The sequence below is a fragment of the Bacteroides nordii genome (assembly GCF_019930665.1).
GTDB classification, from domain to species: domain Bacteria; phylum Bacteroidota; class Bacteroidia; order Bacteroidales; family Bacteroidaceae; genus Bacteroides; species Bacteroides nordii.
Window position 1 is genome coordinate 3,106,385 of record NZ_CP082886.1, and the last position, 26,733, is coordinate 3,133,117.

A 26,733-nucleotide genomic window follows, 5' to 3' on the forward strand; every position below is an offset into this window, starting at 1 on the left:
GTAAAAACAACATGAGAAAAATTACTCTTAGGGTTACAGTTGCGATACTCGTATCGTGGCTGTATGTAGCTGGGACTTTTGCCAGTAATCAGTTTGTGCCGAAGGATTACTCCTTCACAGATATCGGAAAGAGTTGGGATGTAACCATCAATATCCCGATGACCGATTTATTTGTTTATCCCGACGGAATGGATAAAACAGCCAATTTAGATGAAGCTGGTGTAACAGCCACTTTCGAATATACCGATGAGACAGTAGTAGGCTTATATAGATATGAATACTACAATTATGGAAAAGTACAACAACTCTATCTGCAACAAAAAGCTAAAAAGACTGGCAAAGCAGATGTGAAAGTTATTTTGGAATATAACGGTGTAAAAGTCGAAAATCTATTAAAAATAGACATTGTATCAATGATAGCCAAAGATGACAATTATGTGGTAGATTTAGGACAGACATGTAAAGCACCCGTATTGTTTAATGATAACTTTATGGATAACAATGCCAAAAATACAGCGACATTGACAATTGACGAACAACCGGTATATGGTACTGCCACTATCCTCTCCGGAGGTACTACAAAACCAGATACTATCCAGTATATCCCCAATGCCGATTTGGAGAATTACTCTTTTGATCAACTGAAGTACACCGTAACATTGGCCGATGGCAGCGAATCGTCTTCAGCAATAGTGAAATTCAACATCCACAAAAATGCTTATGCATCAAAAGTTATTGCTTTCATGCCAGCTCCGGGACAATTCACGAATGAAGGTATCGCCCAAAAGAATTCAGCAGAAAAGACATTAGGAAATCAGGGAGGAATGATTAGCCTGGGATCGTTCGGTGGATACGTAATCTACGGATTCGACCAGCCAATAAAAAATGATCCTCGCCATCCTTATGGAGTAGACTTTACCGTTAGAGGTAACTCTTTCGTTGCCAATTTGTATGGTGTATGGACAGAACCGGGAGCAGTACAAGTCTGTCAGGACTTAAATGGTAACGGAATACCAGATCCGGACGAACCATGGTACGAATTAGCAGGATCGGACTATTGGCTTAGTACTACCAAACATAACGTAGAAATGACTTACTATAATCCAAGTTATGACAAACGTTATACTGTGCCCTGGACTACCGATAAGGGAGAATCCGGAGCCGTATTAAGCAATCAGTTCCACTCTCACTCTTATTTCCCGGATCCATTTGATTTCGAATGCGACCGCGATTCTCTGACATATAGTGGTAATATTATCCGTAGCTCTATTGACATGAGTTCACCTAGTTATATCGAATTCTATCGTGCACCAGCTTTCGGATATTGTGATAACAGAGGTTATAATAAAACAGATTTAACTATAGCCAGTAACCCTTATTATAATGATGAAAGAGGTAACGCAGCAGATGGTTTCGATATCAGCTGGGCTGTCGACAAAGACGGTAACCATGTAGAATTGGATCATGTGGACTTTGTAAAAGTATATTGTGCCGGTAGTGCCAATGCCGGATGGCTGGGAGAATGGTCAACAGAAGTTTTGGGAGTTGCCATCACTACTCCTGAGCCCGATTACGTTCCTAAAGATTATTATCTGAACTATATCGGTATCACTCAGTTGCAGGTCATCCGTGGACAAGAATGCCAATACGAAGGTTTCTTATTCAAAAATGGACGTCCGATACACGAAGGAGAGCAAAAATGGTGGTTATCGACCGATACAGTAGGTACTATTGACAATACAGGTAAATTCAGTGCTACCGGTCTCGGTAGTACTTGGATTTATTTTAGCCAAAAGGAAGATATACCACATGATTCTATCCAGATAGATGTAGTCGATCTGAAAAAGGTAGTCATCGATATTGAAGGAAACGCAAGTACGGTATCCAACGATAGCATAAATATGATATTAGGCGAAACTATCTATATCGAAACACAGTGTGAAGACAGCCGTGGCGAATCATTAAACGGACGTAACCGAAACCGTTACATTTACGAAAAATTCAGATGGACCACCTCTAATCCGGAGATTGGAATTATCAACAACGGTTCTTTCCACGGTAAAAAAGTAGGACGTACCATGTTACATGTATACTCTACCAGCAATCCAGAATTATCAGATTCAATATTGGTAATTGTAAACGACATTCCCCAAATTACACCTATTTCCGATCCGCTCAAGATAGCTTACTACGAGCCTGAAGGAATATTAACCAGTAGCGCTCTCTTCACTGCCGGAAATAGCTCAACTATTTATTTGGAAGATGTAAAAGGTATTACAGAGAAGGTTTACACACTTGCAAAAAATGCCCTGAACTATCAGTATTCACAAGGTGAATACCTGACAGATACACTAACTTTCAACGTTACTCACTATGGTCAAAAGAAAACATTAAAATTACCTGTAATCTATGCACCAGATGTATTGGCATCCAGTCGTCGTTTGCTCTTTGCAGATAAGAATATAGTGAAAGCCTATGTTCCCGAAAGTAATGAAACAAAAGCAATCATAGCTGGTCTGAAAGCTGACAGTATCCATGCCCTGACTGCAGATGGAGCCTTTACATATATTGCTACTAATGATAGTCTCTACCGTTATAACACTCCTGGAGCTGAATGTACACACAAAGTACAGACACTCAACAAAGCAACTGTAGATAAATTATTAACCACCCGTAACTTGCTGATAGCCTCATCGCATACAGCAAATGAAACATATACCATATCCATCTACTATAAGACAGATATGGAACTGGTACGGACAATCAAACTATCTAAACCAATCCAAGACATGGTAGTAGTTGGCGATAACTTGTATCTCATCATCAGTAACGAAGAAAAGAGCGCTATGGGTATCATCAATCTAAATACTTTTGAACTTGAAAAAGAAGTAACTCTCAATACAAAAGGATTGAATACCAGTACACTCGTAGCCAAGGATAACATGATTTACGGTATTCGTGCCTATGATCCGGTAAAAGAAGAAGAGGCTTCCATCCTCGAATTCAACACTACTAATAATACTTCTACACTTATTCCTACAGGAGGTATTGAGGCATTCTTCGAAGGAGTACCTACAGCCATCAAACCGATGACAGGAGATTCTATCCTATTATCAAACTACAAAGGTTTCTCGGTTTACAATACCAAAAAACGCGAAATTCTTGACGGAACATTTATGGAAGGCCAACGTATCTATCCTACCGAAGCAATACGTGATACTACAAACGGTAATTATTATGTGGCATATGCCGACCAAGATGTAACTTATTACCAAGGGGCTATCTATGACAAAGATTTCAACAAACAGAAGGATATCTATAATTTAGGTAAAACACCAGCTAACTTACAAATGATGAACGACGTTGCCGATAATGAAGCGCCGAAAGTTTCGAAAGGTAGTGTCGGATACGGTTCTACTCCTTACGATCGTGCGACGGAACCGGGTAGTTATACTCTACAAAAATCGGCCTTTACCGACAAAGAAAACAACTATTCCATCTATGTAAGAAGCATCGAGCAGTATAACGATTGGCTCAATGTGAAAGGCTATAAAGACAACGGTGATATCGAACTGAAAATGTTCTATCGCGGTGATGTAGATAGCGACTCTCTCGTAACTTTCACTGTCGAAGCCATTGACAATGTCGGACTATCTGCCAGCCGTCAAGTTGAACTCAAGATTACGCCGGAGATCTACAAACCATTAGTAGTCAATGCCCTGAAAGATACGGCTATCACTACTAAAGTAGATACGCTAAGACTCAGTTTGAAAGATGTATTCAAATATCCTTCGACCAGCACTTGGGGAAAGACATTTACCAAAACTGTAGTAGCTAATGACAACCCGATCCTGATAACAGACAGCATTGATGTTACAACAGATTCACTTGTCCTCATTACAAGCAAAGGACAAACCGGAACTGCACAAATCACGCTGCGTTATACAGTAGCATTCAGTGAAGATAACTACATGTATGAATACGGCGGAAAGTATGTAGACACAAGTTTTGCCGTTAAAGTAAGTGCTCCGGTAGGTATCGAAGATACACAAATCGATGCAAACAGCATAGTAACGGTTCTGCAAAATCCATTCAAAGATCACCTTGTAGTGCGTGTTCAGGAAAACGGAACAGCTGAACTCTACAATGTAGCAGGACAAAGTATAATGATATTCAACCTGAAAGCTGGAGAAAATACGGTTAATACTACACAACTCGCTAACGGAACATATCTATTGAAGTATAAAGAGACAGTTGTAAAAGTAATTAAGCAGTAAAACTACTATAACGTATATAAAAAGTGAGAGGGGAGGCCGATAATCGGCCTTCCCTCATCTTTTTACTTGGACTCAACACTAATCAATAGTCAAATTTCTTAGCTATCTACAAAATAACCAAGCAATAAGCATATATTGCTATCAAATAATGGAGAATCCCCGACATACTTTTATAAGCAATTCTTTTTTACTATCCCCTTTTAGATTTTGGATACTGTATACTACATTCTGTGATAGATTTCATTGAACGGTACTCTCCCCCGTTCTCCCCAGATTCCTTTATTTCCATTTCGTATTCCACAAGGAATTACCATGTTTATTCCGGCACCATGAGGTAGTTTCAGTAACTTCTTGATTCGTTTGCTATCAAAGCCTTCCAAAGGACAAGTATCATATCCTTCATTTGCCATAGCAATCATAAATGTTTGTGCAGCAAGTGCACAGGATTTATGAACGACCACACGCATATCACTTTCAGAAACTTCCCGCATCATCGGGCGGAATAAGCTGATACTCTTAGCCAGTATTACCCTCAAAAAGCCTAAGATTCCCCAAAAACGGGCGTAAATGAAAGGCATTAGTTTTCCATAATATAATTCCCGGTCTTTGATACGTTTCTCCTGACGTTCTTTCGGACTATTTCGCATGATATTTCCTTTTTCAAATTCAAGAACGGACTTTGCACGCTTTTTATACAGATCCTGACGTGTAACGAAAACAACTATTTCTGAAGCCGTAGCAGTAGCTGACTGCCCAAGACAGGCTTTTGAAATCTCCGCTAACAATTCGGGGTTCGTTATTTGGTAGAACTCCCACAATTGCATATTCGAGCTATTGGGAGCTAAAGTTGCTAATTGCAGACAGTGTTTCACCGTTTCCGGTTTTATTGGTTTTTCTTTATCAAAAACTCGTACGGAACGACGGAAGTTCAAGACCTCTTCTAAATTCATTTTATGCTCTATTTATTAAATTAGTTTCACTCAATTGTTACATAACAACTCTTACTATTATTGATAGTATCAGATACATAATATCCCGTCCTCATGTTGATAAGTAATCATGCAGAAACAGGTACAAATAATGTGCCAATTAGCCGCGCTATACAAAAGAGTATCGGTACAACACATCCAATTGGCACATTGACATATTGGCACATCACTCCATTGTTTATCAAATATCCAACTACTGACTCACATTAATAACATAAATACAAGTCAACTGTATTTCATCCGACCAGATTATTAACATAAATTCTATTACATTGAAGCAGGCATAAAAGAGTAAAACTCTCTGCTTATTGCAAGAATGCCTCCCTAAAGTTGAGACAAAACTTTAGGGAGGCATTCTTAAACTTACTCACAAACCTCACACAGAGGTAAAGGATATCAGGCAAGGAATGAAATCAATACGCCTGCAGCTACAGCCGAACCGATAACTCCGGAAATATTACTTGCCATGCAATACTGCAACACGTGATTCTTTGAATCATACTTCAAAGCAATTTCATTCGCCACACGGCTTGCCATCGGCACAGCACTCAATCCTGTAGCACCAATCAACGGATTGATCTTTTTCTTAGAGAAGAGGTTGAACAACTTCACCAAACAGATACCACCGGTAATACTCAGGGCAAAGGCAAGGAAACCACCGACTACAATACCGATAGTAGTCCAGTTCAGGAAAGCTTCGGCAGTCATGGTAGCCCCTACGGAAAGTCCCAGGAAAATGGTTGCAGCATTCATAATGCTGTTGGAAGCAGCATCAAACAAACGGAAGGTATTGCTGCCTATTTCCTTTACAAGGTTACCAAACATCAACATACCAATCAATGGCACAGCACTGGGCACAAAGAGGGCGACAACTGTAGTCACTGCAATCGGGAAGATAATTTTCAATACCCGCAGATTTTTAATTTCCGTCTTTGAAGGATACTTCTTCTCCTCCTCTTTCATATTGATACTCAGCTCTTTTTTAGAACATAGCAAGCGAACTACCATCGGAATAATCACCGGAACCAATGCCATGTAAGAGTAAGCGGCAATAGCAATCGGACCTAACAGATGAGGAGCCAGTTTAATGGTGGTAAAGATAGCCGTAGGACCATCAGCCCCTCCGATAATGCCCAATGAAGCCGCTTCCTGGGGAGTAAAACCGATCAGGATAGCTACCAGCAACACAGTGAAAATACCCAACTGGGCAGCTGCCCCGAATATAGAAAGATGCAGATTACGCAACATCGGTCCGAAGTCAGTCAACGCACCCACTCCCATAAATATAATAGGTGGCAGGAATCCCGTCTTTATCAACATATAATAGATGAAGTTCATAAGTCCTAACTCATGGGCAATGTCATGCAAAGGCATTTCCCAAATACTCTTCATCACACCATTCACCATCACCATACCGTTCTCATCGGCCTGAATAACCCCCATATCACCTCCCGGGAAGTTGGCAAGCAGTACACCGAAAGCGATAGGTACCAATAACAATGGTTCGTATTGTTTCTTAATACCCAGATAGAGCAGAACGAAAGCGATGGCGTACATTATCAGAAACTGCGGTTCGGCAATGATATTGCTGAAAGCAGTCATATCATATAAGTTTTCAAATATCTCGTTCATTATCCTATCTTCATTAATATGTCATCTTCAGAAACTGTATCTCCCGGATTACTGCAAATAGCCGTCACTGTACCACCAAACTCGGCACGAATGGCATTATACGTCTTCATAGCTTCCACATAGCAGAGTACATCTCCTTCTTTTACAGTATCCCCAACTTTCAATGCTGTCTCCTGTGCATTCTTTACAAGGAAGAATTTACCTTCCAACGGAGAAAGTACCTCTTTACCCTCACCTACTGCGGCGGCAGGGGTCGCAGAAAGTTCGGTATCACCATAAGCCACAGTAACGCGATAAGCCTGTCCATCTACCTGCACAGTAAGTGTCTTGGGTTTCGCATCTTCCTGTGGCGACTTATCTCGTTCTGCACGACGTTTAGCCACATCTGCAAGGAAATCTTCTTTCGCTTTACCACTCTTATAAGCCTCGTACTGTGCAGGGTGCATGGCGTATTCAAAGAGCTCTTCGTCATCTTCACCTGTTTCCCATTTATTCTCTTTCATCAACTTGCGATACTTATCAAGGTCATCCGGATAATTATCCTGCGGATCGCCTTCAAAGAATTTACGACCTTCACGCTCTGCTTTCTCTATAATCTCAGGAGCCAATTTACCCGGCAAACGTCCAGCCTTGCCAAGTATCATATCCCAAATGTCATCAGCAATCATACCCCAGCGCTCTTTACCTTTCTCCATAGCTATCACATTCATCATAGCTAAATTCTTAACATACTGGCTGAACGGAGTCACTAAAGGAGGATAACCGACACGCGGCCATACATAAGCTACTTCGTTGAAAAGCTTAATCAACAACTGATCCTGCGTCATGAAAGGCAAATTGTGTTTAGCTTTATATTTATTGATAGATTCCAGATTCGTTTCGAGATCGGCCATAAGGCTTCCCATCATACCACCCGGAAGCCCCGGAGCGATAAGCAGAGAGTTCATCAGACGATTCTTCGGACTGATGTAAAGTCCAAGAAAATCATCCATAAATTCCTGAATCATGCCACGTACTTTCATGTACGCCTCCATATTTATTTCAGGTACCTTGAAACCGGCATCTTTCAGCATAGCCTGTACACTAAGCAAATCGGCATGACCGGTACCCCAGGAAAGTGGTTCCATACCCACATCAATATAATCGCAGCCTGCCTCGCAAACTTCAAGAATGCTTGCCATATTAAAACCGGGTCCTGCATGACTATGATACTGCACAGGAATATCAGGATATGCAGCTTTTATATTGGCCACAATCTTTCCTAAAGAGACAGGACGTCCGATACCTGCCATATCTTTGATACAGATCTCATCTGCTCCCAGCTTTATCAGCTCCAAAGCCATATTAGTATAATACTCTACCGTATGGATGGGCGAATGAGTAATACAAAGTGAACATTGTGAAATCATTCCGGCATCATGGGCATAGGTGATTGAAGGAGCAATATTACGAACATCATTTAATCCGCAGAAAGTACGGGTAATATCTGTTCCCTGTGTTTTTTTCACTTTATAGAAGAGTTTGCGCACATCGGCAGGAACGGGGCTCATACGAAGTCCGTTTAGGGCACGGTCGAGCATATGGGTTTGAATACCGGCTTCATGGAAAGGCTTCGTCCATTCACGGACAGCACGGTTGGGATTTTCACCAAACAACAGATTCACTTGTTCAAAACCACCACCATTGGTTTCAACACGGGCAAAACATCCCATTTCAATAATAGCAGGAGCTACTTTAACAAGCTGGTCTACACGAGGTACATATTTTCCGGCACTCTGCCACATATCTCTGAAAACCAGACTAAACTTGATTTCTCTTTTCATATTCTTTTAGTTGTGTCTTGATAATTTGTCAATTAAATAACGTGCCGGTGTATTACAGCCCTCATATAGCGCAGCCAATCGATACTATTGGCAAATTGGCACATTAATCTATTATTTATAATTTCTCTACCTTTGTCACTTTGCCCTTCCCCTGGGTTACTACATTAACAGCCGCAGTAATTGCAGCTAAGATATTCCCAGGAATAGGCACAGGAGCTTGCGAAGAAGTCTGTTTGACAGACACTACCTCTTCGGGAGCATATTTATTGACGAGTGAGATCAGTAATTTACCAAGATAAATGACGATAAGTAAAATAACGAACACGGTAGCCATACCAACTACCATCAGCAGAAACGCTGTCTCTAAGTTTTCCATATAATAAATTATTAGTTATTTAATCGGTTTCAAAAAAAAATCGCTCGAAATTACCAATAAAAGAAGAAAAAATAAAGGCAGGAAAGAATAAAAAAAGCTAAATCGGAAGATCAGAGAAGGAAAAACAAGGAATAATAAGGCTTGCAATAGTGGACTATGACAATTTACGGTTCTGCTCACCAATCCGGATAAAACGCAGATTAACGCGAATTAGCACAGATTAAAGTGCTGATGTTCTTTTGCACCTGTGTTTTTGCGTTAATCTGCGTTAATCCGCGTTTCAACTAGAAAAATAGTACTCTGTGAAACTCTATGTCACTCTGTGGTGAACTCTGAACTCAGAACTCGCTGGTAAAGTGGAACTTTATCTTCTTAAAGTCCATCTGTGCCATTTGCAATACATAGTTGGAGTCTGCCAGAAATACGTCCCTCCCCTCACGGTCTTTTGCCATGAACTGATATTTACGTTTCTTGAATGCTTCCAGCTCTTCGGCATCTTCACTTTCAATCCAGCAAGCTTTGTATAGGCTTATCGGTTCCCAACGACAAGACGCATTATATTCATTCAACAAACGATACTGGATCACCTCAAACTGAAGTTGACCAACCGTACCAATAATCTTCCGTCCATTAAACTGATTGACGAACAACTGTGCCACACCCTCGTCCATCAACTGATCAACTCCCTTGGCCAGTTGTTTCTGCTTCATAGGATCGGCATTCTCAATATACTTAAACATTTCGGGCGAGAAACTCGGCAAACCACGGAAGTGCAATTGCTCACCTTCTGTCAGCGTATCACCAATTTTAAAAGTACCATTGTCCGGCAAACCAATAATGTCACCTGCATACGCCTCATCAATTGTAGTCTTGCGCTGGGCCATAAACTGTGTAGGCGACGAAAAACGCATCGTTTTACCATGACGCACATGCAGATAAGGAGCATTACGGGTAAACTTACCCGAACAGATCTTACAGAAAGCAATACACGAACGATGGTTCGGGTCAATATTAGCGGTAATCTTAAAGATAAATCCGGTAAACTTCGGTTCATCCGGTTCCACCTCACGTTCTTCTGCCTGTACAGGACGGGGACTGGGAGCTATCTCTACAAAGCAGTTGAGTAGTTCCTGCACACCAAAGTTATTCAATGCCGAACCAAAGAACACAGGTGCACAATCTCCTGCCAGATAAGTCTCATTATCAAATTCAGGATAAACACCTTCAATCAGTTCCAGATCACCACGCAGTTTGTCTGCCAGTGTGGCACCAATCTGGTTGTCCAGTTCTTCACTATTGAGATCTACTGCAATCTTCTCTGTCACCACCTGCTTGGAAGGCTGATAGAGATCTAACTTATTCTCATATATATTATATACACCTTTAAAACGGGCTCCCTGTTCGATAGGCCATGACAACGGGCGAACCTGAATCATTAGTTCTTCTTCCAGTTCGTCCAGCAGGTCAAACGGATCCTTACCCTCACGGTCCATCTTATTGACGAAGATGATAACAGGTGTCTTACGCATACGACACACCTCCATCAGCTTGCGGGTTTGTGTTTCCACACCTTTCGCACCGTCTACTACAATGATAACGCTATCTACAGCGGTCAACGTACGATACGTATCTTCGGCAAAATCCTGGTGCCCCGGAGTATCGAGAATGTTAATTTTATAATCGCGGTAATCGAACTCCATCACGGAGGTAGTTACTGAAATACCACGCTGTTTTTCAATCTCCATCCAGTCCGATGTAGCCGTTTTCTTTATTTTATTACTCTTTACGGCACCTGCCACCTGTATCTGTCCACCAAAAAGCAACAACTTTTCAGTCAATGAGGTCTTACCGGCATCCGGATGTGCAATAATGGCGAATGTACGCCTTCTCTGTATTTCTGAATTATCTGCCATACAATAAATTAATCATTCAATAGTGCCATGCAACGCGCAAGGCTCTCTTCCCAATGGGGAATTTCAATATCAAAAGTGGTTTTAATCTTCGTTTTGTCAAGCACCGAATAGTGTGGGCGAGCCGCTTTCGTGGGATAGTCTGTCGTATGCAACGGACGCACCTTGCAAGTAGTGATACCTGCCAGACGATGAATTGTTTTTGTAAAATCATACCAGGAGCACACTCCTTCGTCACTAAAGTGATAAACACCACGCACTATACCTTTATTAATAACGGCATAGATGGCACGTGCCAGATCATTGGCATAGGTAGGTGTTCCCACCTGATCAAAAATCACACCCAACGCTTCGCGCTCACGCCCCAAGCGTATCATTGTCTTCACAAAGTTATTGCCATAAATAGAGTAGAGCCATGCCGTACGGATAATGACAGCTTTTTCACAACCATCCATCACCGCCTGTTCACCTGCCAGTTTGGTAGAGCCATATACAGAGGCCGGACAAGTTGGTTCTTCTTCTGTATAAGGAATATGGGCCGTTCCGTCAAAAACGTAATCTGTAGACACCTGTATGATAGCCGCACCCCGGCGTTGGGCAGCACGGGCAAGATATCCCGGTGCGATATGGTTCAATTTGTCACATAGCTCACGATTGTCTTCCGCATTGTCCACCGCAGTATAAGCAGCACAATTCACAATCAATTCGATTTCATTCTCTGCAACAAAAGCCTCAATCGCTTCTTCATTACAGATATCGAGTTCCTGTACATCCGTAAAGAAATAAGTGTGTTGTGTATTTTCCGCAGAAAGTACCTTCATTTCGTTACCTAACTGTCCGTTGGCTCCGGTTATCAATATATTCATAATCAATAATTTTTCAATGCGCTAATATGCCAATGTACCAATTACCATACGACGCGTCGTTACAGCACAGCCAATTAACACATTGGCATATTATTTAATTGGCACATTATTTTATTCTAATTCCAGTTCTCCTTTTTTATCCTTATCATAGTAGTTTGCCAACATCGAAAGAAAGCTACTGATAGACTCTATTGCCTTTGTAGTACCTTCGCTCAGCTCTTTCTTTTGCAAACGCAATAACATGACTCCATACAAGGCTTCAAAACAAGTTTCCAGTTCGGGCTCTTCCTTCTTACCGCTTTTACTGCGCAGTTCTACTATAAAAGGTAGCGCTTTGAAGTAAGCAGCATTATAAAACGGAAATTTCGGGGAAGCAAGCAGTGCGTTATGTAAATCTGTCAGGTTAATGATGATATTCTTATTAATTTGCAAATGGCCTTTCTCGAGGACATTTTCCTCACGCATCATAGTGATGAGATTGCCATACCATTCACACAATGCCGGACGGTCTTCTTCCGGATAACGGGCAATAATGTTTTGTTCTACCCGGTCAAGGTCACAACCATTGGCACGAATCAGATCTTCTACTTGCCACATATATATAAGGTATTCGGCAATATTCTTTTCTTTCAGTTGCTGTGCTATTTTCATCTCTTCAATATCTCTGTCTTAAGTTCAATAAATTGATTCTCCCAGCAGGGTATAGATTAATCCCACTACGGATACCAGCATAACAATGCTGCCTATGATACGGTTCAGAATCCAGATACCGCGTAGATTGAACTTTTTACGCACTTTATTGACGAAAAAAGTAATTCCGAACCACCAAGCCAATGCACCTACGGCTATAGCCAGATATCCGGTAATTGTCTCAAATAGCAACACCCCGGGCTGCAAAAAAGCAAAACGGGCAAAAAGACCAATAAACAGGAAGATGATGAGTGGATTGGAAAGAGTGACGGCAAAAGCCGTGACGAAATTATGAAAATAAGAACCTTTGTTGGTAGACGCCGGACGAATGGATTTGACCGGATTGCTACGAAATGTATAAATTCCAAAAAGAAGCAACATAATGCTTCCCAATAATTGCAGATAGAAAATATTTTTATCAATATAGTCGAAGATAAAACTCATTCCGTACCCCGTCAGCAAGGCATAAGCAATATCGCTCAAAGAGGCTCCCAATCCGGTCACAAATCCATACCAACGCCCTTTATTCAAAGTGCGCTGAATACAAAGGACTCCAACCGGCCCCAACGGAGCAGAGACAATAACGCCGATAGCAAAGCCCTTTATCAGTATATCGAGAATTGTTTCTATCTGATTCATGTCGCAAATATCGCACTTTTTTATGAGACGGACATAGGTTATTAACGTTTTTTCGATTGAGTTTATGCGAGAAAAGTTGTTACGGGCTACAGATTTACAGCCAAACCACCTAAAGAAGCAAAAATGTCACGAACCGTAGAGAACATAATTCGATAACACAAAACCCGCTACAGTCGCATTTGAATCGATCGGCTCTACCCTAAAACGACCAGAACCGGAAAACACCTTTTTACAGCGTTTACAACATCGCTGTGAAAAAACCATGAACAAAACTTTTCACCGTAAATATATAAAAACACTACTATAATATAGTATAAATGGAGAAGCTAGTACTAAAAGGAAAAAGAAGAAGAAAGAAAAATGCGGGTTGCCTTCCATCCAATTACCGGTTGTATGAAAAAACAGCTCATAACTTCAAGATACCAATGAATTTGTTTATCTTTGCACCGTAAAGAAAACGAGACTAATCTTCGTATCCAGAAGAAGCTTCAATCGTTAAATCGTAAATCGTTAAATCGTAAATATAAAACATGATTCTTTTTTTCAGAACCCCTTCCAAGAGTGTGATTGCCGTAGAGAGCAACCAACCGCTCACCCCGGACGATAGTAAGAAACTCTGCTGGCTATTTGGAGAAGCCAAAGCGGAAAGTGAAGAAAACCTGAAAGGTTGTTTCGTTGGGCCACGCCGCGAAATGATCACTCCCTGGAGTACAAATGCTGTAGAAATTACCCAGAACATGGGCATTGAAGGCATCAATCGCATCGAAGAGTATTTCCCCGTGAAAGATGAAAATGCGGATCGTGACCCTATGTTACAACGCATGTACAAGGGATTGGATCAGGATGTGTTTACTACCAACCGCCAGCCGGAACCAATCATCCACATTGAGGACCTGGAAGTATACAACGAAAAAGAAGGCCTTGCCCTTTCCAAAGAAGAAATGGACTACCTGAAAAAGGTAGAAAACGATCTGGGACGTAAACTCACCGACTCAGAAGTCTTTGGTTTCGCACAGATCAACTCGGAACATTGCCGTCATAAAATCTTCGGCGGAACGTTCATCATCGACGGTGTAGAGCAGGAATCATCGCTCTTCCAGATGATAAAGAAAACTACACAGGAAAATCCAAACAAGATTATTTCAGCTTACAAAGACAACGTAGCATTCGCAGAAGGTCCGGTAGTAGAACAGTTTGCTCCGGCAGACCATTCCCAACCCGACTTCTTCCAGATAAAAGATATTAAAAGTGTGATCTCACTGAAAGCAGAAACACACAATTTTCCTACTACCGTAGAACCTTTCAATGGTGCATCCACCGGTACGGGTGGTGAAATACGCGACCGTATGGGTGGCGGTAAAGGTTCATTGCCGATTGCCGGAACAGCTGTTTACATGACTTCTTATCCCCGTACAGACGAAGAACGCAGTTGGGAAGATATCCTACCTGTACGCCAATGGTTGTATCAGACTCCGGAACAGATTCTGATCAAAGCCTCTAATGGTGCAAGTGACTTTGGTAATAAGTTCGGTCAACCACTGATCTGCGGTTCGGTATTGACTTTCGAACATAAAGAGAACAACGAGGTATATGGCTACGACAAGGTTATCATGCTTGCCGGTGGTGTAGGTTATGGCACACAGCGCGACTGCCTGAAAGGAAAGCCCGAAGCCGGTAACAAAGTAGTTGTCATCGGTGGTGACAATTACCGTATCGGACTCGGTGGCGGTTCTGTATCATCCGTTGATACAGGCCGTTATAGTAGCGGTATTGAGCTGAATGCCGTACAACGTGCCAATGCTGAAATGCAGAAACGTGCCAACAATGTGGTACGTGCCCTTTGTGAAGAAGATGAAAATCCGGTAGTTTCTATCCATGACCACGGTTCAGCCGGTCATGTCAACTGCCTTTCGGAACTTGTTGAAGAATGTGGCGGACTGATAGACATGAGTAAATTACCGATTGGTGACAAAACCCTGTCAGCCAAAGAAATCATAGCCAATGAGTCACAAGAGCGTATGGGACTTCTCATCAAAGAAGAAGCCATAGAACATGTGCGCAAGATTGCCGAACGTGAACGTGCTCCGATGTATGTGGTAGGTGAAACAACCGGTGACCATCGCTTTGCTTTCCAACAGGCTGACGGTGTACGCCCGTTCGATCTGGCTGTAGAGCAGATGTTCGGTTCATCTCCCAAAACATACATGATAGACAAGACCGTAGAACGCCACTACGAAATGCCACAATATGAACTCCCTAAACTACACGAATACCTCACAAACGTATTGCAACTGGAAGCTGTGGCCTGTAAAGACTGGTTGACGAACAAGGTAGACCGTTCTGTAACAGGCAAAGTAGCCCGCCAGCAATGCCAGGGAGAAATTCAGTTGCCATTGAGCGACTGTGGTGTCGTAGCCCTAGACTATCGTGGCGAAAAAGGTATCGCTACCTCTATCGGACATGCGCCTCAGGCTGCACTTGCCGATCCTGCGGCCGGTTCTATCCTATCCGTCAGCGAAGCATTGACCAATCTGGTATGGGCACCCATGGCAGAAGGTATGGACAGCATCTCTCTGTCAGCCAACTGGATGTGGCCGTGTCGTTCCCAGGAAGGTGAAGACGCCCGTTTGTATACAGCCGTAAAAGCATTGAGTGATTTTTGCTGTGCGCTGCAAATCAATGTCCCTACCGGAAAAGACTCTCTATCTATGACACAAAAATACCCCAATGGCGAGAAAGTTATTTCTCCGGGAACAGTGATTGTTTCTGCCGGTGGTGAAGTGTCTGACATAAAGAAGGTGGTTTCTCCGGTATTGGTAAACAATGAAAAAACAACACTTTATCATATCGACTTCAGTTTTGATACACTGAAACTGGGCGGATCGGCTTTTGCACAGTCGCTTGGCAAAGTAGGTGACGAAGTACCTTGTGTACAAGATGCCGAATACTTCCGAGATGCATTTATGGTTGTACAGGAACTTGTAAACAAAGGATTACTCCTTGCCGGACACGACATCTCTGCCGGTGGTCTGATCACTACTTTGCTTGAAATGTGTTTTGCCAACGTAGAAGGTGGTCTTGAAATTAACCTCGACAAAATAAAAGAGACCGATATAGTGAAAATTCTTTTTGCGGAAAATCCGGGTATCGTTATCCAAATTGCCGATAAGCACAAGGATGAAGTGAAAAAGATTCTCGAAGATGCAGGTGTAGGCTATATCAAATTAGGAAAACCAACTGACGAACGTCATATCCTGGTATCTAAAGGAGATGCCACTTACCAATTCGGTATCGACTATATGCGCGACGTATGGTATGCTTCTTCTTATCTGTTGGATCGCAAACAATCTATGAACGGTTGCGCCAAGAAACGTTTTGAGAATTACAAGATGCAACCGCTGGAGTTCGCATTCATGCCGGAATTTAAAGGAAAGTTGTCACAATACGGCATCACTCCGGACCGTCGTACACCAAGTGGTATCCGTGCTGCCATCATCCGTGAGAAAGGTACAAACGGTGAGCGTGAAATGGCTTACTCACTCTATCTGGCAGGCTTCGACGTGAAAGATGTAACAATGACCGACCTCATCAGCGGACGCGAGACACTGGAAGATGTAAACATGATTGTTTACTGTGGCGGCTTCTCGAACTCGGATGTATTGGGCTCTGCCAAAGGCTGGGCAGGAGGCTTCCTGTTTAATCCGAAAGCCAAAGAGGCACTCGATAAATTCTATGCTCGCAAAGACACCCTGTCATTAGGTATCTGTAACGGTTGTCAGTTGATGATGGAGTTGGGACTTATCAATCCGGAGCACAAAAAGCAAGGTAAGATGCTTCACAACGAATCTCATAAGTTTGAATCTACTTTCATTGGGCTGACCATCCCTACTAATCGCAGTGTCATGTTTGGCTCATTAAGTGGTAGCAAACTGGGTATCTGGGTAGCCCACGGAGAAGGAAAATTCTCACTTCCTTACGAAGAGGATAAATACAACGTAGTTGCCAAATATTCTTATGATGAATATCCGGGTAATCCGAATGGTTCAGATTATTCAATAGCCGGATTGGCAAGCGAAGACGGACGCCATCTGGCAATGATGCCTCACCTGGAACGTGCTGTTTTTCCTTGGCAAAACGCATATTACCCGGCAGACCGCGTAAACAGCGATCAGGTAACACCATGGATCGAAGCATTTGTCAACGCACGCAAGTGGGTGGAAAAGAACATGAAATAAACTTTTATATTACATTTATATGTCAAAGGCTGTCACCACACAAAAGTGACAGCCTTTTTGTTTTCGTAATAACGAGAAAAACAACCTCATTTTTTTCTAATATCAGAACAGAAACATCGGCATATTCACATTATGCAACGTTTGAATACATTAGACAAGCAGACAACGCAAAGCGAATCGCTATCTTATGGAAATATTTTGTTATATCAAAAATACTTCTTAATTTTGTGTCTGAATCCCCCTCCAGAAAGCTAAGTTCTGTAACTCTAAATGTCTTACTAACATGAAAAAATGGCTTTTTCTCTTATTATTGTTTCCGCTTACTTGTATAGCACAGACCTATAAATACATCGGAGTAGAAGATGGTCTGAGTAACAGACGGGTGTACGCTATCCAAAAAGACCGGAAAGGCTATATATGGTTTCTCACACACGATGGAATAGACCGTTATAACGGTAAAGAATTTAAACATTACAAATTACAGGACGGAAAAGAAGAAAGCGGTTCTTTACTTAATTTGAACTGGCTGTATATTGATACGGAAGGAACTCTTTGGGAGATAAGTAAAAAAGGACGTATCTTTCGTTACGACACAATGCACGATACTTTCATACTGGAATATAAACTTCCCGTTGTAGAGAATAAAGATCTACCTGCACCGGTCAGTCATAGTTTCATTGATGACAATCACAATATATGGTTATGTTGTGACGAAACAATCTTTTTGTATAATACAAAGTCACAAGAAGTATCCCAGCTGAAAAACACAATAGAAGAGACCATCACAGATATCGCTCAGATAGACAAAACGCGCTTTTTTATCGCTACTGAAGAAGGAATACACTATGCCGAATTAAAAGGTGAAACACTTACTCATGTGCATTGTGATAAACTGGACAACATCGCTATCCAAATGAACAAGCTGTACTTTAACCCTAAAGTACGAAAACTATACATAGGAACCTTCCAACGTGGTATTTTCGTATATGACATGAATACCAAACAAATCAGTCAGCCCAAAGAAAGTCTCAGAGATATCAGCATCAATACCATTAAACCGCTGAATGACAAAGAACTTCTCATTGCCACAGACGGTGCAGGAGTATTCAAAATGAACATGGATTCATATCACACCACTCCATACGTCGTTGCTGACTACAATAAAAATAATGCTATGAACGGTAATAGCATTAATGATATCTATGTGGATGATGAAGACCGTATCTGGCTGGCAAATTATCCCATAGGTGTAACTGTGCGCAACAATCGCTACTCAAGCTATAACTGGATAAAACATTCTATCGGAAACAAGCAGTCGCTGGTCAACGACCAAGTGAATAGTATCATTGAAGATTCTGACGGTGACCTGTGGTTTGCTACTAATAACGGTATCAGTCTTTATTATTCTAAAACCGGGCAATGGCATTCTTTTCTGAGTTCTTTTGATCCAGATCCCCAAAACAAGAACCATATATTTATCACCCTGTGTGAAGTGACTCCCGGGATAATCTGGGCAGGAGGATATAGTTCGGGAATCCACCAGATAAACAAAGGAGATTTATCTGTGGAATACTTTGCCCCCTCCTCATTTGCCAATCTGAACATACGTTCGGACAAGTATATACGTACTATAATAAAAGACTCACAGGGAAGTATATGGTCGGGAGGATACTATAATCTTAAAAAGATTGATTTAAAAACAAAATCGATACAACCTTATCACGGCTTGAACTCCATTACAGCTATTGTAGAAAAAGACAGTACACAAATATGGATAGGAACAGCCACAGGACTATTCCTTCTGGACAAGAAGTCAGGAAGTTTTGAACGTATCAAACTACCTGTTGAATCAACTTATATTTATTCATTATTCCAGGCGCATAATGGGAGTTTATACATCGGAACGAGCGGTTCGGGATTGCTGATATACGATCCTAATACCAAGCTATTCACCCATTATTATACGGACAACTGTGCACTCATATCAAATAATATATATACCATACTTTCTGATCAAGAACAAACCATATTTATCAGTACAGAAAACGGGTTGGTCAGTTTCAATCCGCAAGTGAAAACATTCCATAACTGGACTAAAGAACAAGGGTTGATGACCATTCATTTCAATGCAGAATCAGGTATATTACGTAGTAATAACAACTTCATTTTCGGAAGTTCGGACGGAGCTGTAGAATTTCATAAGGATATGAAAATACCAAGAACGTATTCATCAAAGATGGTTTTCAGCGATTTCAGTCTCTTTTATCAGACCCTATACCCAGGGGATAAAAATTCACCATTGAAAGAAGATATAGACGAAACTCATACACTAAAATTAGAGTATGATCAGAATATATTTTCTATCAAGGTATCGTCTATCAATTATGACTACCCGTCCAATATTCTCTATTCTTACAAAATGGAAGGATTTTATGACGAATGGAGCCGCCCCGGAAATGAAAACATCATTCGTTTTACTAACCTTAGCCCGGGAGAGTATATGTTGCGCGTACGAGCTGTTTCCAATGAAGATAAACGGATTGTATTGGAAGAACGTGAAATGAAAGTCATCATAGCACAACCTATCTGGCTTTCATTATGGGCACTATTATTTTATACAATTCTCATAGGACTTATCAGCGCTATTGTAATTCGCGTCATCATTCTTAGAAAACAAAGAAAAGTGTCAGACGAAAAGATTCACTTCTTTATCAATACAGCACACGACATTCGTACCCCACTCACTCTGATCAAAGCACCTTTGGAGGAGCTGCGTGAGAAAGAACAACTCAGCAAAGATGGTATAGCAAATACAAATACGGCATTACGCAACGTTAATGCTTTGTTACGACTGACTACCAATCTGATTAACTTTGAACGGGCTGACGTCTATTCTTCAGAACTATATATCTCAGAATACGAGCTTAACACATATATGGAGGAAACATTCAATGCATTCCGTCCATACGCCACAGTAAAGCATATCAACTTCACGTATGAAAGTAATTTCCGCTATCTGAATGTATGGTTTGATAAGGAAAAGATGGATTCAATACTGAAAAACATCATATCCAATGCCTTAAAATACACACCCGAGAGTGGCAGTGTACATGTATTTGTCAGTGAAAACGAGGATACATGGAGTGTGGAAGTAAAAGATACAGGTATAGGTATCCCTGCCAATGAACAGAAGAAACTATTTAAAATTCATTTCCGGGGAAGTAATGCCATCAATTCTAAAGTGACAGGTAGTGGCATTGGACTAATGCTCGTGTGGAAGCTCGTACACCTGCACAAAGGGAAAATACATCTGAATAGCATCGAGCACCAGGGTTCGATAATTAAAGTATCATTCCCTAAAGATAATAAGCAATTCAAGAAAGCACATCTGACGGTGAAAAGCCGGGAGAAGAAAGAAGATGAACAGGGTATCTATAGTAATAGTTCGCCGGAAATTTATGAAAATGCCCAAAGCGTGTATAATGAAAATCGTCAACGCTTACTGATTGTTGAGGATAATGATGAGTTACGTAATTACCTGGGACATACTCTCTCAGAAACATACACCATACAGATGTGCAGCAATGGTAAAGAAGCTCTTACCATTGTAAAAGAGTATAAACCGGAATTAATCATCTCAGACATTATGATGCCTGAGATGCGTGGAGACGAATTGTGCGCAGCAATTAAAAATGATATCGAGACTTCACATATTCCTATCATTCTACTTACTGCACTGAACGATGAAAAGAACATCCTTGAGGGATTAAAGATCGGTGCTGATGAGTATGTTGTGAAACCCTTCAATATAGGTATACTAAAAGCAACAATCACAAACTTACTGACTAACCGTGCTTTGTTGCGTAATAAATATGCCAACCTCGAACTGAGTGACAATGAGGAAGAGGAAGAATGCATCAATTGCTCAAAAGATATAGACTGGAAATTCATTGCTACCGTGAAGAAAAGCGTGGAAGACAACATGGATAACCAAGCCTTCAACGTGGATGTGCTTTGCACATTATTGAACATGAGCCGTACAAGCTTTTACAATAAAATTAAAGCACTAACAGATCAGGCTCCGGCAGATTATATCCGCCTGATTCGATTGAAACGAGCTGCCCACCTATTAAAGACAGAGAAATATACAATTACTGAGGTAGCTGAAATGACTGGTTTTAATGATGCTAAATACTTCCGCGAAGTGTTCAAAAGGCACTTCAAAGTAAGTCCCAGCAGATATATGAAGGGAGAAGATAATAAAAATACCAAAGAAGAAGAGGAAGAATATTAATGCAGCAGAATGGAAAAGTATAAACATTCTGCCCACAATATTATACTTAAATAAAATGAATATTTATTTTGAAACATTCGGCATCTTTTTCAAAATAGGTGCTTTTACTATTGGTGGCGGTTACGCAATGGTTCCGCTTATAGAAAATGAAATCGTAACTAAACGAAAATGGATCACCCAGGATGATTTTATTAATCTGTTGGCTATCTCTCAATCAGCACCCGGTATCCTGGCTGTGAATATTTCTATATTTATAGGTTACAAACTAAAAGGAATTCCGGGAAGTATCATCACTGCACTGGGTACTATTCTACCCTCGTTTATCATCATTCTGGCTATTGCCCTGTTTTTCCACAACTTTCAGGACAATGTGATCGTAGAACGGATCTTCAAAGGAATCCGCCCCGCAGTAGTTGCTCTGATTGCTGCGCCTACATTCAGCATGGCAAAGTCAGCACGTATCAGCCGCTACAACATCTGGATTCCTGTGGTCTCCGCATTACTGATCTGGCTACTGGGCTTCTCTCCTATCTGGATTATCATCATAGCAGGAGTAGGCGGATTCTTGTGGGGGAAGCTTAAAAAGAGTGATTAGCGGGTTAGTGATTAGTGATTAGTGCCGTGCGGCATTACAGCGCAGCCCACTTATCACTAATTACTAATCGCTTATCACTAATTACTAATCACCTATCACTAATCGTTTATCACTCATTTCATGATTTACTTACAACTTTTCTATACTTTCTTTAAAATCGGGCTTTTTGGCTTTGGAGGTGGATATGCAATGCTATCCATGATACAAGGAGAAGTAGTTACCCGTTACAATTGGGTTAGTTCACAAGAGTTTACCGACATTGTGGCTATCAGCCAAATGACTCCGGGACCTATCGGAATCAATGCAGCAACCTATGTAGGATTCACTTCAACAGGAAGTATATGGGGATCGGTTATAGCAACTTTTGCAGTAGTGTTGCCTTCATTCATTTTAATGCTAACCATCAGTAAATTCTTTCTAAAGTATCAGAAACATCCTGCTGTTGAGTCGGTATTCAGTGGACTACGCCCAGCCGTAGTAGGATTACTGGCATCAGCAGCACTCGTACTGATGAATACGGAAAACTTCGGATCACCCACGAAAGACACTTATACATTTGTAATCAGTGTTATTATCTTTCTGGTAGCTTTTATAGGGACAAAAAAATATAAGGCGAACCCCATATTAATGATTATAGCTTGCGGAATAGCAGGGTTGATACTTTATTGAATTGACAGTGGACAATTGACAATTGACAGTTACTATGCAGCGTGATACGCAGTCCACTGTCAATTGTCCACTGTCAATTCTTATAGTTTAACTTTCTTATCTACCGATTTGGATTCATTATGCAAACGGTCAAGAGCCGTCACAACATAACGATATTTGGTTTTCCCATTCTCATAGGGCAATTTATAAAAGTTATTGCGGGTAATAGCTACGATGTGTGAAGGGTCATCAATGTTCACCTTTTCCTTATTATCAAAACGATAAACCACATATTGCACAGCTTTATCCATCTCATCTTTAGCTTTAGGAGCCGTCCAGAAGAGCATATAGCCATCGGCCGTCCATACTTTCTTCACTTTACGAACTTTACCAGGCGCTTCATTATCCATAAAGTCAAAAACTGGAACCAGAGCCGGATATTTATGATATTCTTGTACTAATGCATCCCGATACTTACCCGCATTCTCCACCACAGCACTGGCAGGCCATTGACAACTTCCACCAATTGTTTGATAAGCACGCTGTAAAGCCATCTTGCGGGGAAGCTGATTGACAGAAGGATTATTCGGATCGGCATGCTGAACTGTATTCATCACAGACTGACCAATAAATAACGGGCGATTTTCCGTATTCTTAGCCCACCACTTCACCAATGTTTCATAATCGGCACGCGGATGTCCGATCTCCCAATATATTTGTGGAATATTGTAATCTATCCAACCCTGACGCGCCCAAAGAAGAACATCAGCATACAAATCATCATAATTCTGCAGACCATTTGTCTTACTACCCAACGGATCAGTCTTTTCATTCCGGTAAATACCAAAAGGACTGATACCAAACTTCACCCATGGTTTTAGCTCCCGAATAGTTTCATGAATCTTTTTTATCAGAACATTGACATTACTACGACGCCAGTCGGCTTTATTAGTAAATCCGCCACCATAACGGGCAAAACTGGCATCATCAGGAAAATCTTTCCCCGCAATAGGATAGGGATAGAAATAATCATCCATATGAATGGCATCTACGTCGTAACGGGATACAATATCGGTAATAACCATGCAGATATGCTTACGGCTTTCAGGCAAGGCAGGATCGAAGTATAATTGGTTTCCATAAGTAACAAACCATTCCGGATGAATATTGTACACATGATTAGTAGCCAGATCACTATTCAGATTTGTTTTTGTACGGTACGGATTAATCCAGGCATGAAACTCCATACCTCGTTTATGACATTCATCAATCATAAATTGCATAGGATCCCAATAAGGAGAGGGAGCTTGTCCCTGCACCCCCGTCAAAAAACGGCTCCAGGGTTCCAGTTGTGAAGCATACAATGCATCTGCCTCAGGACGCACCTGAAAGATTATAGCATTAATACCAGCTTTCTGCAAAGAGTTCAACTGCTCTATAAGCGTTTGTTTCAGCTTTTCGGCAGGCATACCCTTGAATTGCCCATTAACGGTTTGTATCCATGCAGCACGAAATTCACGTTTCGGATAAGCAGTACCCGGGGTCTGTGCTCCTACTCCCAAAGACAAGAGAAGGACAAACAAAATAGTAAAGGTTCTCAGATTCATATGTTTATTCTCAATCTATTATATAGGGCGCAAAGATAATGCAAACCAAGAGTAGAATAAAATGAACGAGTTCATTTTTTATGCCAAGGTGCAGCTTATCTTCGCTTTTCGAGCAAAGATAATACAATCTACATTATCTACAACTATCCGACCGGCCATTCCACAACAAAACGTGCCCCATCCGTATAGGTAGTATCCAGGAAGATTTGCCCCTCTACAATATCCATTATCTGCCGCGCAACAGCAAGTCCCAGACCTGTGCCCGGAGAGAAAGTATCTATCTTGACAAAGCGTTCAAAAATAGAGTTTTTATATTCCACATCAATACCCGGTCCGGAGTCCTCCACAACAAAACGCACCATTCGTCTCTGTTTATCTTCATCATACCGAAGACGAATCACTCCGGATTCAGTAAACTTGGCCGCATTGCTTAGAAGAGCAAGGAGTACACGCTTTACCCAAGGATAAACAGCCCGCATGGTCACAGGTACAGACAAGGGTTCATACTGTAACTCAACCCCTTTTCTCAAAGAAGGAAGTACTTCGGAAATACACTCCTTACAGCAGGTATCCACATCCATAATCTGTTTGGGTGCATCTTCCGTTTGAGAGTCCATATCAGCGATATCGATCACATTGCTCACCAAATCAAGCAGATAAGTGTTACTCATTTCTATTTGTTCGGCATATTCCTTCTCTTCTTCTTCACTGATCCCTCCGGCAGCAATCAAAGAAGAGAAACCAACAATAGAGTTCAATGGAGTACGAATTTCATGAGTGATGTGCTGAATAAAAGAGCTCTTTATACGGCTTGCCTTAATTACAGCTTTATTGGCTGCATCGAGTTTCTTGTTCATAGCCAACGTACGAACATAATAATAAGTAAGGATAAGTAACAGAACGAGAATACAACATCCTCCCGTAAGTACTGCAATAAGCCTGTTCTTACTAACCTCAGCACTCAATTCAAGCTTTTCCATCTTCAACTTATCCACATCAAACTGAATTGTATATTTACTCAGTTTATCGTCCAACTCCGCCGAACGTACAGAATCATTAACTTGAGAGTAAGAAGCATATACCTTACAAGCCTCTTTAAAACGCCCCACATTCTCCAGGCATTGCGCCTTATAAAATAAATTAGAAGGATAACAAGCACCAATAGACTTGTGATAATCCTCCAGAGAGTCCAGATAAGTCAGTACCTGATTTATATTATTAGCCGTACGGCTACACATAATCTTATATCCAAACCAGGCATCTTTAGCCATACTATCCGGATGTTTCAAATAAAGACTGTCAGCCTCACGAATATACTTCGCAGCTGCCCCCTCACCCTTCTCGGCAAGAGTGGCAATCACCCGAAACTGTAAGAAACGCATATATAATGATTCGCGCAGTTTCTGTCCGGCAGCTTTCATCTCAGCCGCCAGCTTTTCGATACGATCAAAGTATTGAAGAACATTGGAGTATTCCTGCCGGGAAAGGTAAGTTTGCATTATATTCAGACAGACCACATAAGCGTCTTCATAATACTTGGCATCTTCGAATATTTTAAGAGCATTGTTATAATATTCAATACAGAGTTTCATGTTATTACTAAATATCCTGTGATTATAACCAATACACATTTCACTACAGGCCTGTCCATAACGACTGCGACTTTTCTCTGCATCTTTATTCAACAATTCAGTTTCGGCAATAGCCTCTTCCTGCCTGCCACTCTCTGTCAATCGCTGAATATACTGACGCCATATCTGATAACGGGCATTATTCTTGTTGCGTCCGGCATGCCAGTTCATTAGTTCATATCCCACAACTTTCAGACTATCAACTTCTCCCAACTGATAATAATGGTCAAACAAGTCACCATAGGCATTCTCTATCTGAGTACTATCATCCAGTTCACGTGCCAATTTCATACACCTGTCATTGAGTACCAGAAAACCCTCTTTAGCAATCATCTGCCGGGCACTATCGGCCAAAATCTGCAAATTCTTTGTTTTGTTTGTACTCCGTAAAGGGAGACTGCATAGCAAAAGAAGAATAACTAAACAAGAAATAATCCGGATGCCTTTCATGCGTTAATTCCTTATATTATCAAGATTCAATAAATCGTAACTAAATTACGACTTTAATTAACAGCGTGTTA

Annotated in this window: 15 protein-coding genes; 5 read left to right on the forward strand and 10 right to left on the reverse strand. The window is 41.2% G+C overall.

Annotated features, from left to right (window positions below; translation table 11 throughout):
* Nucleotides 1-11 precede the first annotated feature (11 nt).
* Nucleotides 12-4,277 (forward strand): T9SS type A sorting domain-containing protein, encoded by a 4,266-nt coding sequence (locus K8P02_RS12495; RefSeq protein ID WP_025867019.1) that lies wholly within the window; start codon nt 12-14, stop codon nt 4,275-4,277.
* A gap of 221 nt (nt 4,278-4,498) precedes the next feature.
* On the opposite strand, the gene K8P02_RS12500 is transcribed toward K8P02_RS12495, so the two are convergent.
* The 8 genes from K8P02_RS12500 to K8P02_RS12535 form a co-directional block, all read right to left on the reverse strand.
* Nucleotides 4,499-5,227 carry a nitroreductase family protein gene (locus K8P02_RS12500; protein WP_025867018.1) on the reverse strand — a complete coding sequence of 243 codons (729 nt, stop codon included), beginning with the start codon at nt 5,225-5,227 and terminating at the stop codon, nt 4,499-4,501.
* A gap of 435 nt (nt 5,228-5,662) precedes the next feature.
* Complete coding sequence (locus K8P02_RS12505; RefSeq protein WP_002561075.1) at nt 5,663-6,898, reverse strand: sodium ion-translocating decarboxylase subunit beta; 1,236 nt, start codon at nt 6,896-6,898, stop codon at nt 5,663-5,665.
* Complete coding sequence (locus K8P02_RS12510) at nt 6,898-8,721, reverse strand: biotin/lipoyl-containing protein (protein ID WP_025867017.1); 1,824 nt, start codon at nt 8,719-8,721, stop codon at nt 6,898-6,900. Before K8P02_RS12510 ends, K8P02_RS12505 begins: the two co-directional genes overlap by 1 nt.
* Nucleotides 8,722-8,836: 115 nt before the next feature.
* Nucleotides 8,837-9,097, reverse strand: a complete 261-nt coding sequence (locus K8P02_RS12515; protein ID WP_002561073.1) for an OadG family protein — start codon at nt 9,095-9,097, stop codon at nt 8,837-8,839.
* 338 nt (nt 9,098-9,435) lie between these two features.
* Nucleotides 9,436-11,010 (reverse strand): peptide chain release factor 3, encoded by a 1,575-nt coding sequence (locus K8P02_RS12520; RefSeq protein ID WP_002561072.1) that lies wholly within the window; start codon nt 11,008-11,010, stop codon nt 9,436-9,438.
* A gap of 8 nt (nt 11,011-11,018) precedes the next feature.
* A complete protein-coding gene (gene rfbD, locus K8P02_RS12525) occupies nt 11,019-11,873 on the reverse strand; it encodes a dTDP-4-dehydrorhamnose reductase (protein WP_025867016.1) in 855 nt (284 codons plus the stop codon).
* A 111-nt stretch (nt 11,874-11,984) separates the two neighbouring features.
* Entirely contained in the window at nt 11,985-12,524 is a 540-nt protein-coding gene (locus tag K8P02_RS12530) for a DUF4924 family protein (protein ID WP_002561070.1), read from the reverse strand.
* A gap of 24 nt (nt 12,525-12,548) precedes the next feature.
* Nucleotides 12,549-13,202 (reverse strand): LysE family translocator, encoded by a 654-nt coding sequence (locus K8P02_RS12535; protein WP_002561069.1) that lies wholly within the window; start codon nt 13,200-13,202, stop codon nt 12,549-12,551.
* Nucleotides 13,203-13,732: 530 nt separating this feature from the next.
* On the opposite strand from K8P02_RS12535, the gene purL reads away from it, so the two are divergent.
* The 4 genes from purL to K8P02_RS12555 all read left to right on the forward strand — a co-directional run bounded on the left by purL (nt 13,733) and on the right by K8P02_RS12555 (nt 22,995).
* Complete coding sequence (gene purL, locus K8P02_RS12540) at nt 13,733-17,437, forward strand: phosphoribosylformylglycinamidine synthase (protein ID WP_025867015.1); 3,705 nt, start codon at nt 13,733-13,735, stop codon at nt 17,435-17,437.
* A 283-nt stretch (nt 17,438-17,720) separates the two neighbouring features.
* Nucleotides 17,721-21,731: a hybrid sensor histidine kinase/response regulator transcription factor gene (locus K8P02_RS12545; RefSeq protein ID WP_025867014.1), complete on the forward strand. Its 4,011-nt coding sequence runs from the start codon at nt 17,721-17,723 to the stop codon at nt 21,729-21,731.
* 55 nt (nt 21,732-21,786) lie between these two features.
* On the forward strand, nt 21,787-22,326 hold the full coding sequence (locus tag K8P02_RS12550; RefSeq protein ID WP_002561066.1) for a chromate transporter: 540 nt from the start codon (nt 21,787-21,789) through the stop codon (nt 22,324-22,326).
* Between the two features lie 120 nt (nt 22,327-22,446).
* On the forward strand, nt 22,447-22,995 hold the full coding sequence (locus K8P02_RS12555; protein WP_025867013.1) for a chromate transporter: 549 nt from the start codon (nt 22,447-22,449) through the stop codon (nt 22,993-22,995).
* Nucleotides 22,996-23,075: 80 nt separating this feature from the next.
* Here K8P02_RS12555 and K8P02_RS12560 read toward each other — a convergent pair whose 3' ends face one another.
* Both K8P02_RS12560 and K8P02_RS12565 read right to left on the reverse strand, forming a co-directional pair.
* Entirely contained in the window at nt 23,076-24,581 is a 1,506-nt protein-coding gene (locus K8P02_RS12560) for a glycoside hydrolase family 10 protein (RefSeq protein WP_122200766.1), read from the reverse strand.
* A 143-nt stretch (nt 24,582-24,724) separates the two neighbouring features.
* Entirely contained in the window at nt 24,725-26,662 is a 1,938-nt protein-coding gene (locus K8P02_RS12565; RefSeq protein ID WP_025867012.1) for a sensor histidine kinase, read from the reverse strand.
* Between the last annotated feature and the right edge of the window lie 71 nt (nt 26,663-26,733).

Bases quoted from the DNA above. Each gene is read 5' to 3' on its own strand.
- K8P02_RS12495 (WP_025867019.1), top strand. From the start codon at position 12: ATGAGAAAAATTACTCTTAGGGTTACAGTTGCGATACTCGTATCGTGG.
- K8P02_RS12500 (WP_025867018.1), bottom strand. From the start codon at position 5,227: ATGAATTTAGAAGAGGTCTTGAACTTCCGTCGTTCCGTACGAGTTTTT.
- K8P02_RS12505 (WP_002561075.1), bottom strand. From the start codon at position 6,898: ATGAACGAGATATTTGAAAACTTATATGATATGACTGCTTTCAGCAAT.
- K8P02_RS12510 (WP_025867017.1), bottom strand. From the start codon at position 8,721: ATGAAAAGAGAAATCAAGTTTAGTCTGGTTTTCAGAGATATGTGGCAG.
- K8P02_RS12515 (WP_002561073.1), bottom strand. From the start codon at position 9,097: ATGGAAAACTTAGAGACAGCGTTTCTGCTGATGGTAGTTGGTATGGCT.
- K8P02_RS12520 (WP_002561072.1), bottom strand. From the start codon at position 11,010: ATGGCAGATAATTCAGAAATACAGAGAAGGCGTACATTCGCCATTATT.
- rfbD (WP_025867016.1), bottom strand. From the start codon at position 11,873: ATGAATATATTGATAACCGGAGCCAACGGACAGTTAGGTAACGAAATG.
- K8P02_RS12530 (WP_002561070.1), bottom strand. From the start codon at position 12,524: ATGAAAATAGCACAGCAACTGAAAGAAAAGAATATTGCCGAATACCTT.
- K8P02_RS12535 (WP_002561069.1), bottom strand. From the start codon at position 13,202: ATGAATCAGATAGAAACAATTCTCGATATACTGATAAAGGGCTTTGCT.
- purL (WP_025867015.1), top strand. From the start codon at position 13,733: ATGATTCTTTTTTTCAGAACCCCTTCCAAGAGTGTGATTGCCGTAGAG.
- K8P02_RS12545 (WP_025867014.1), top strand. From the start codon at position 17,721: ATGAAAAAATGGCTTTTTCTCTTATTATTGTTTCCGCTTACTTGTATA.
- K8P02_RS12550 (WP_002561066.1), top strand. From the start codon at position 21,787: ATGAATATTTATTTTGAAACATTCGGCATCTTTTTCAAAATAGGTGCT.
- K8P02_RS12555 (WP_025867013.1), top strand. From the start codon at position 22,447: ATGATTTACTTACAACTTTTCTATACTTTCTTTAAAATCGGGCTTTTT.
- K8P02_RS12560 (WP_122200766.1), bottom strand. From the start codon at position 24,581: ATGAATCTGAGAACCTTTACTATTTTGTTTGTCCTTCTCTTGTCTTTG.
- K8P02_RS12565 (WP_025867012.1), bottom strand. From the start codon at position 26,662: ATGAAAGGCATCCGGATTATTTCTTGTTTAGTTATTCTTCTTTTGCTA.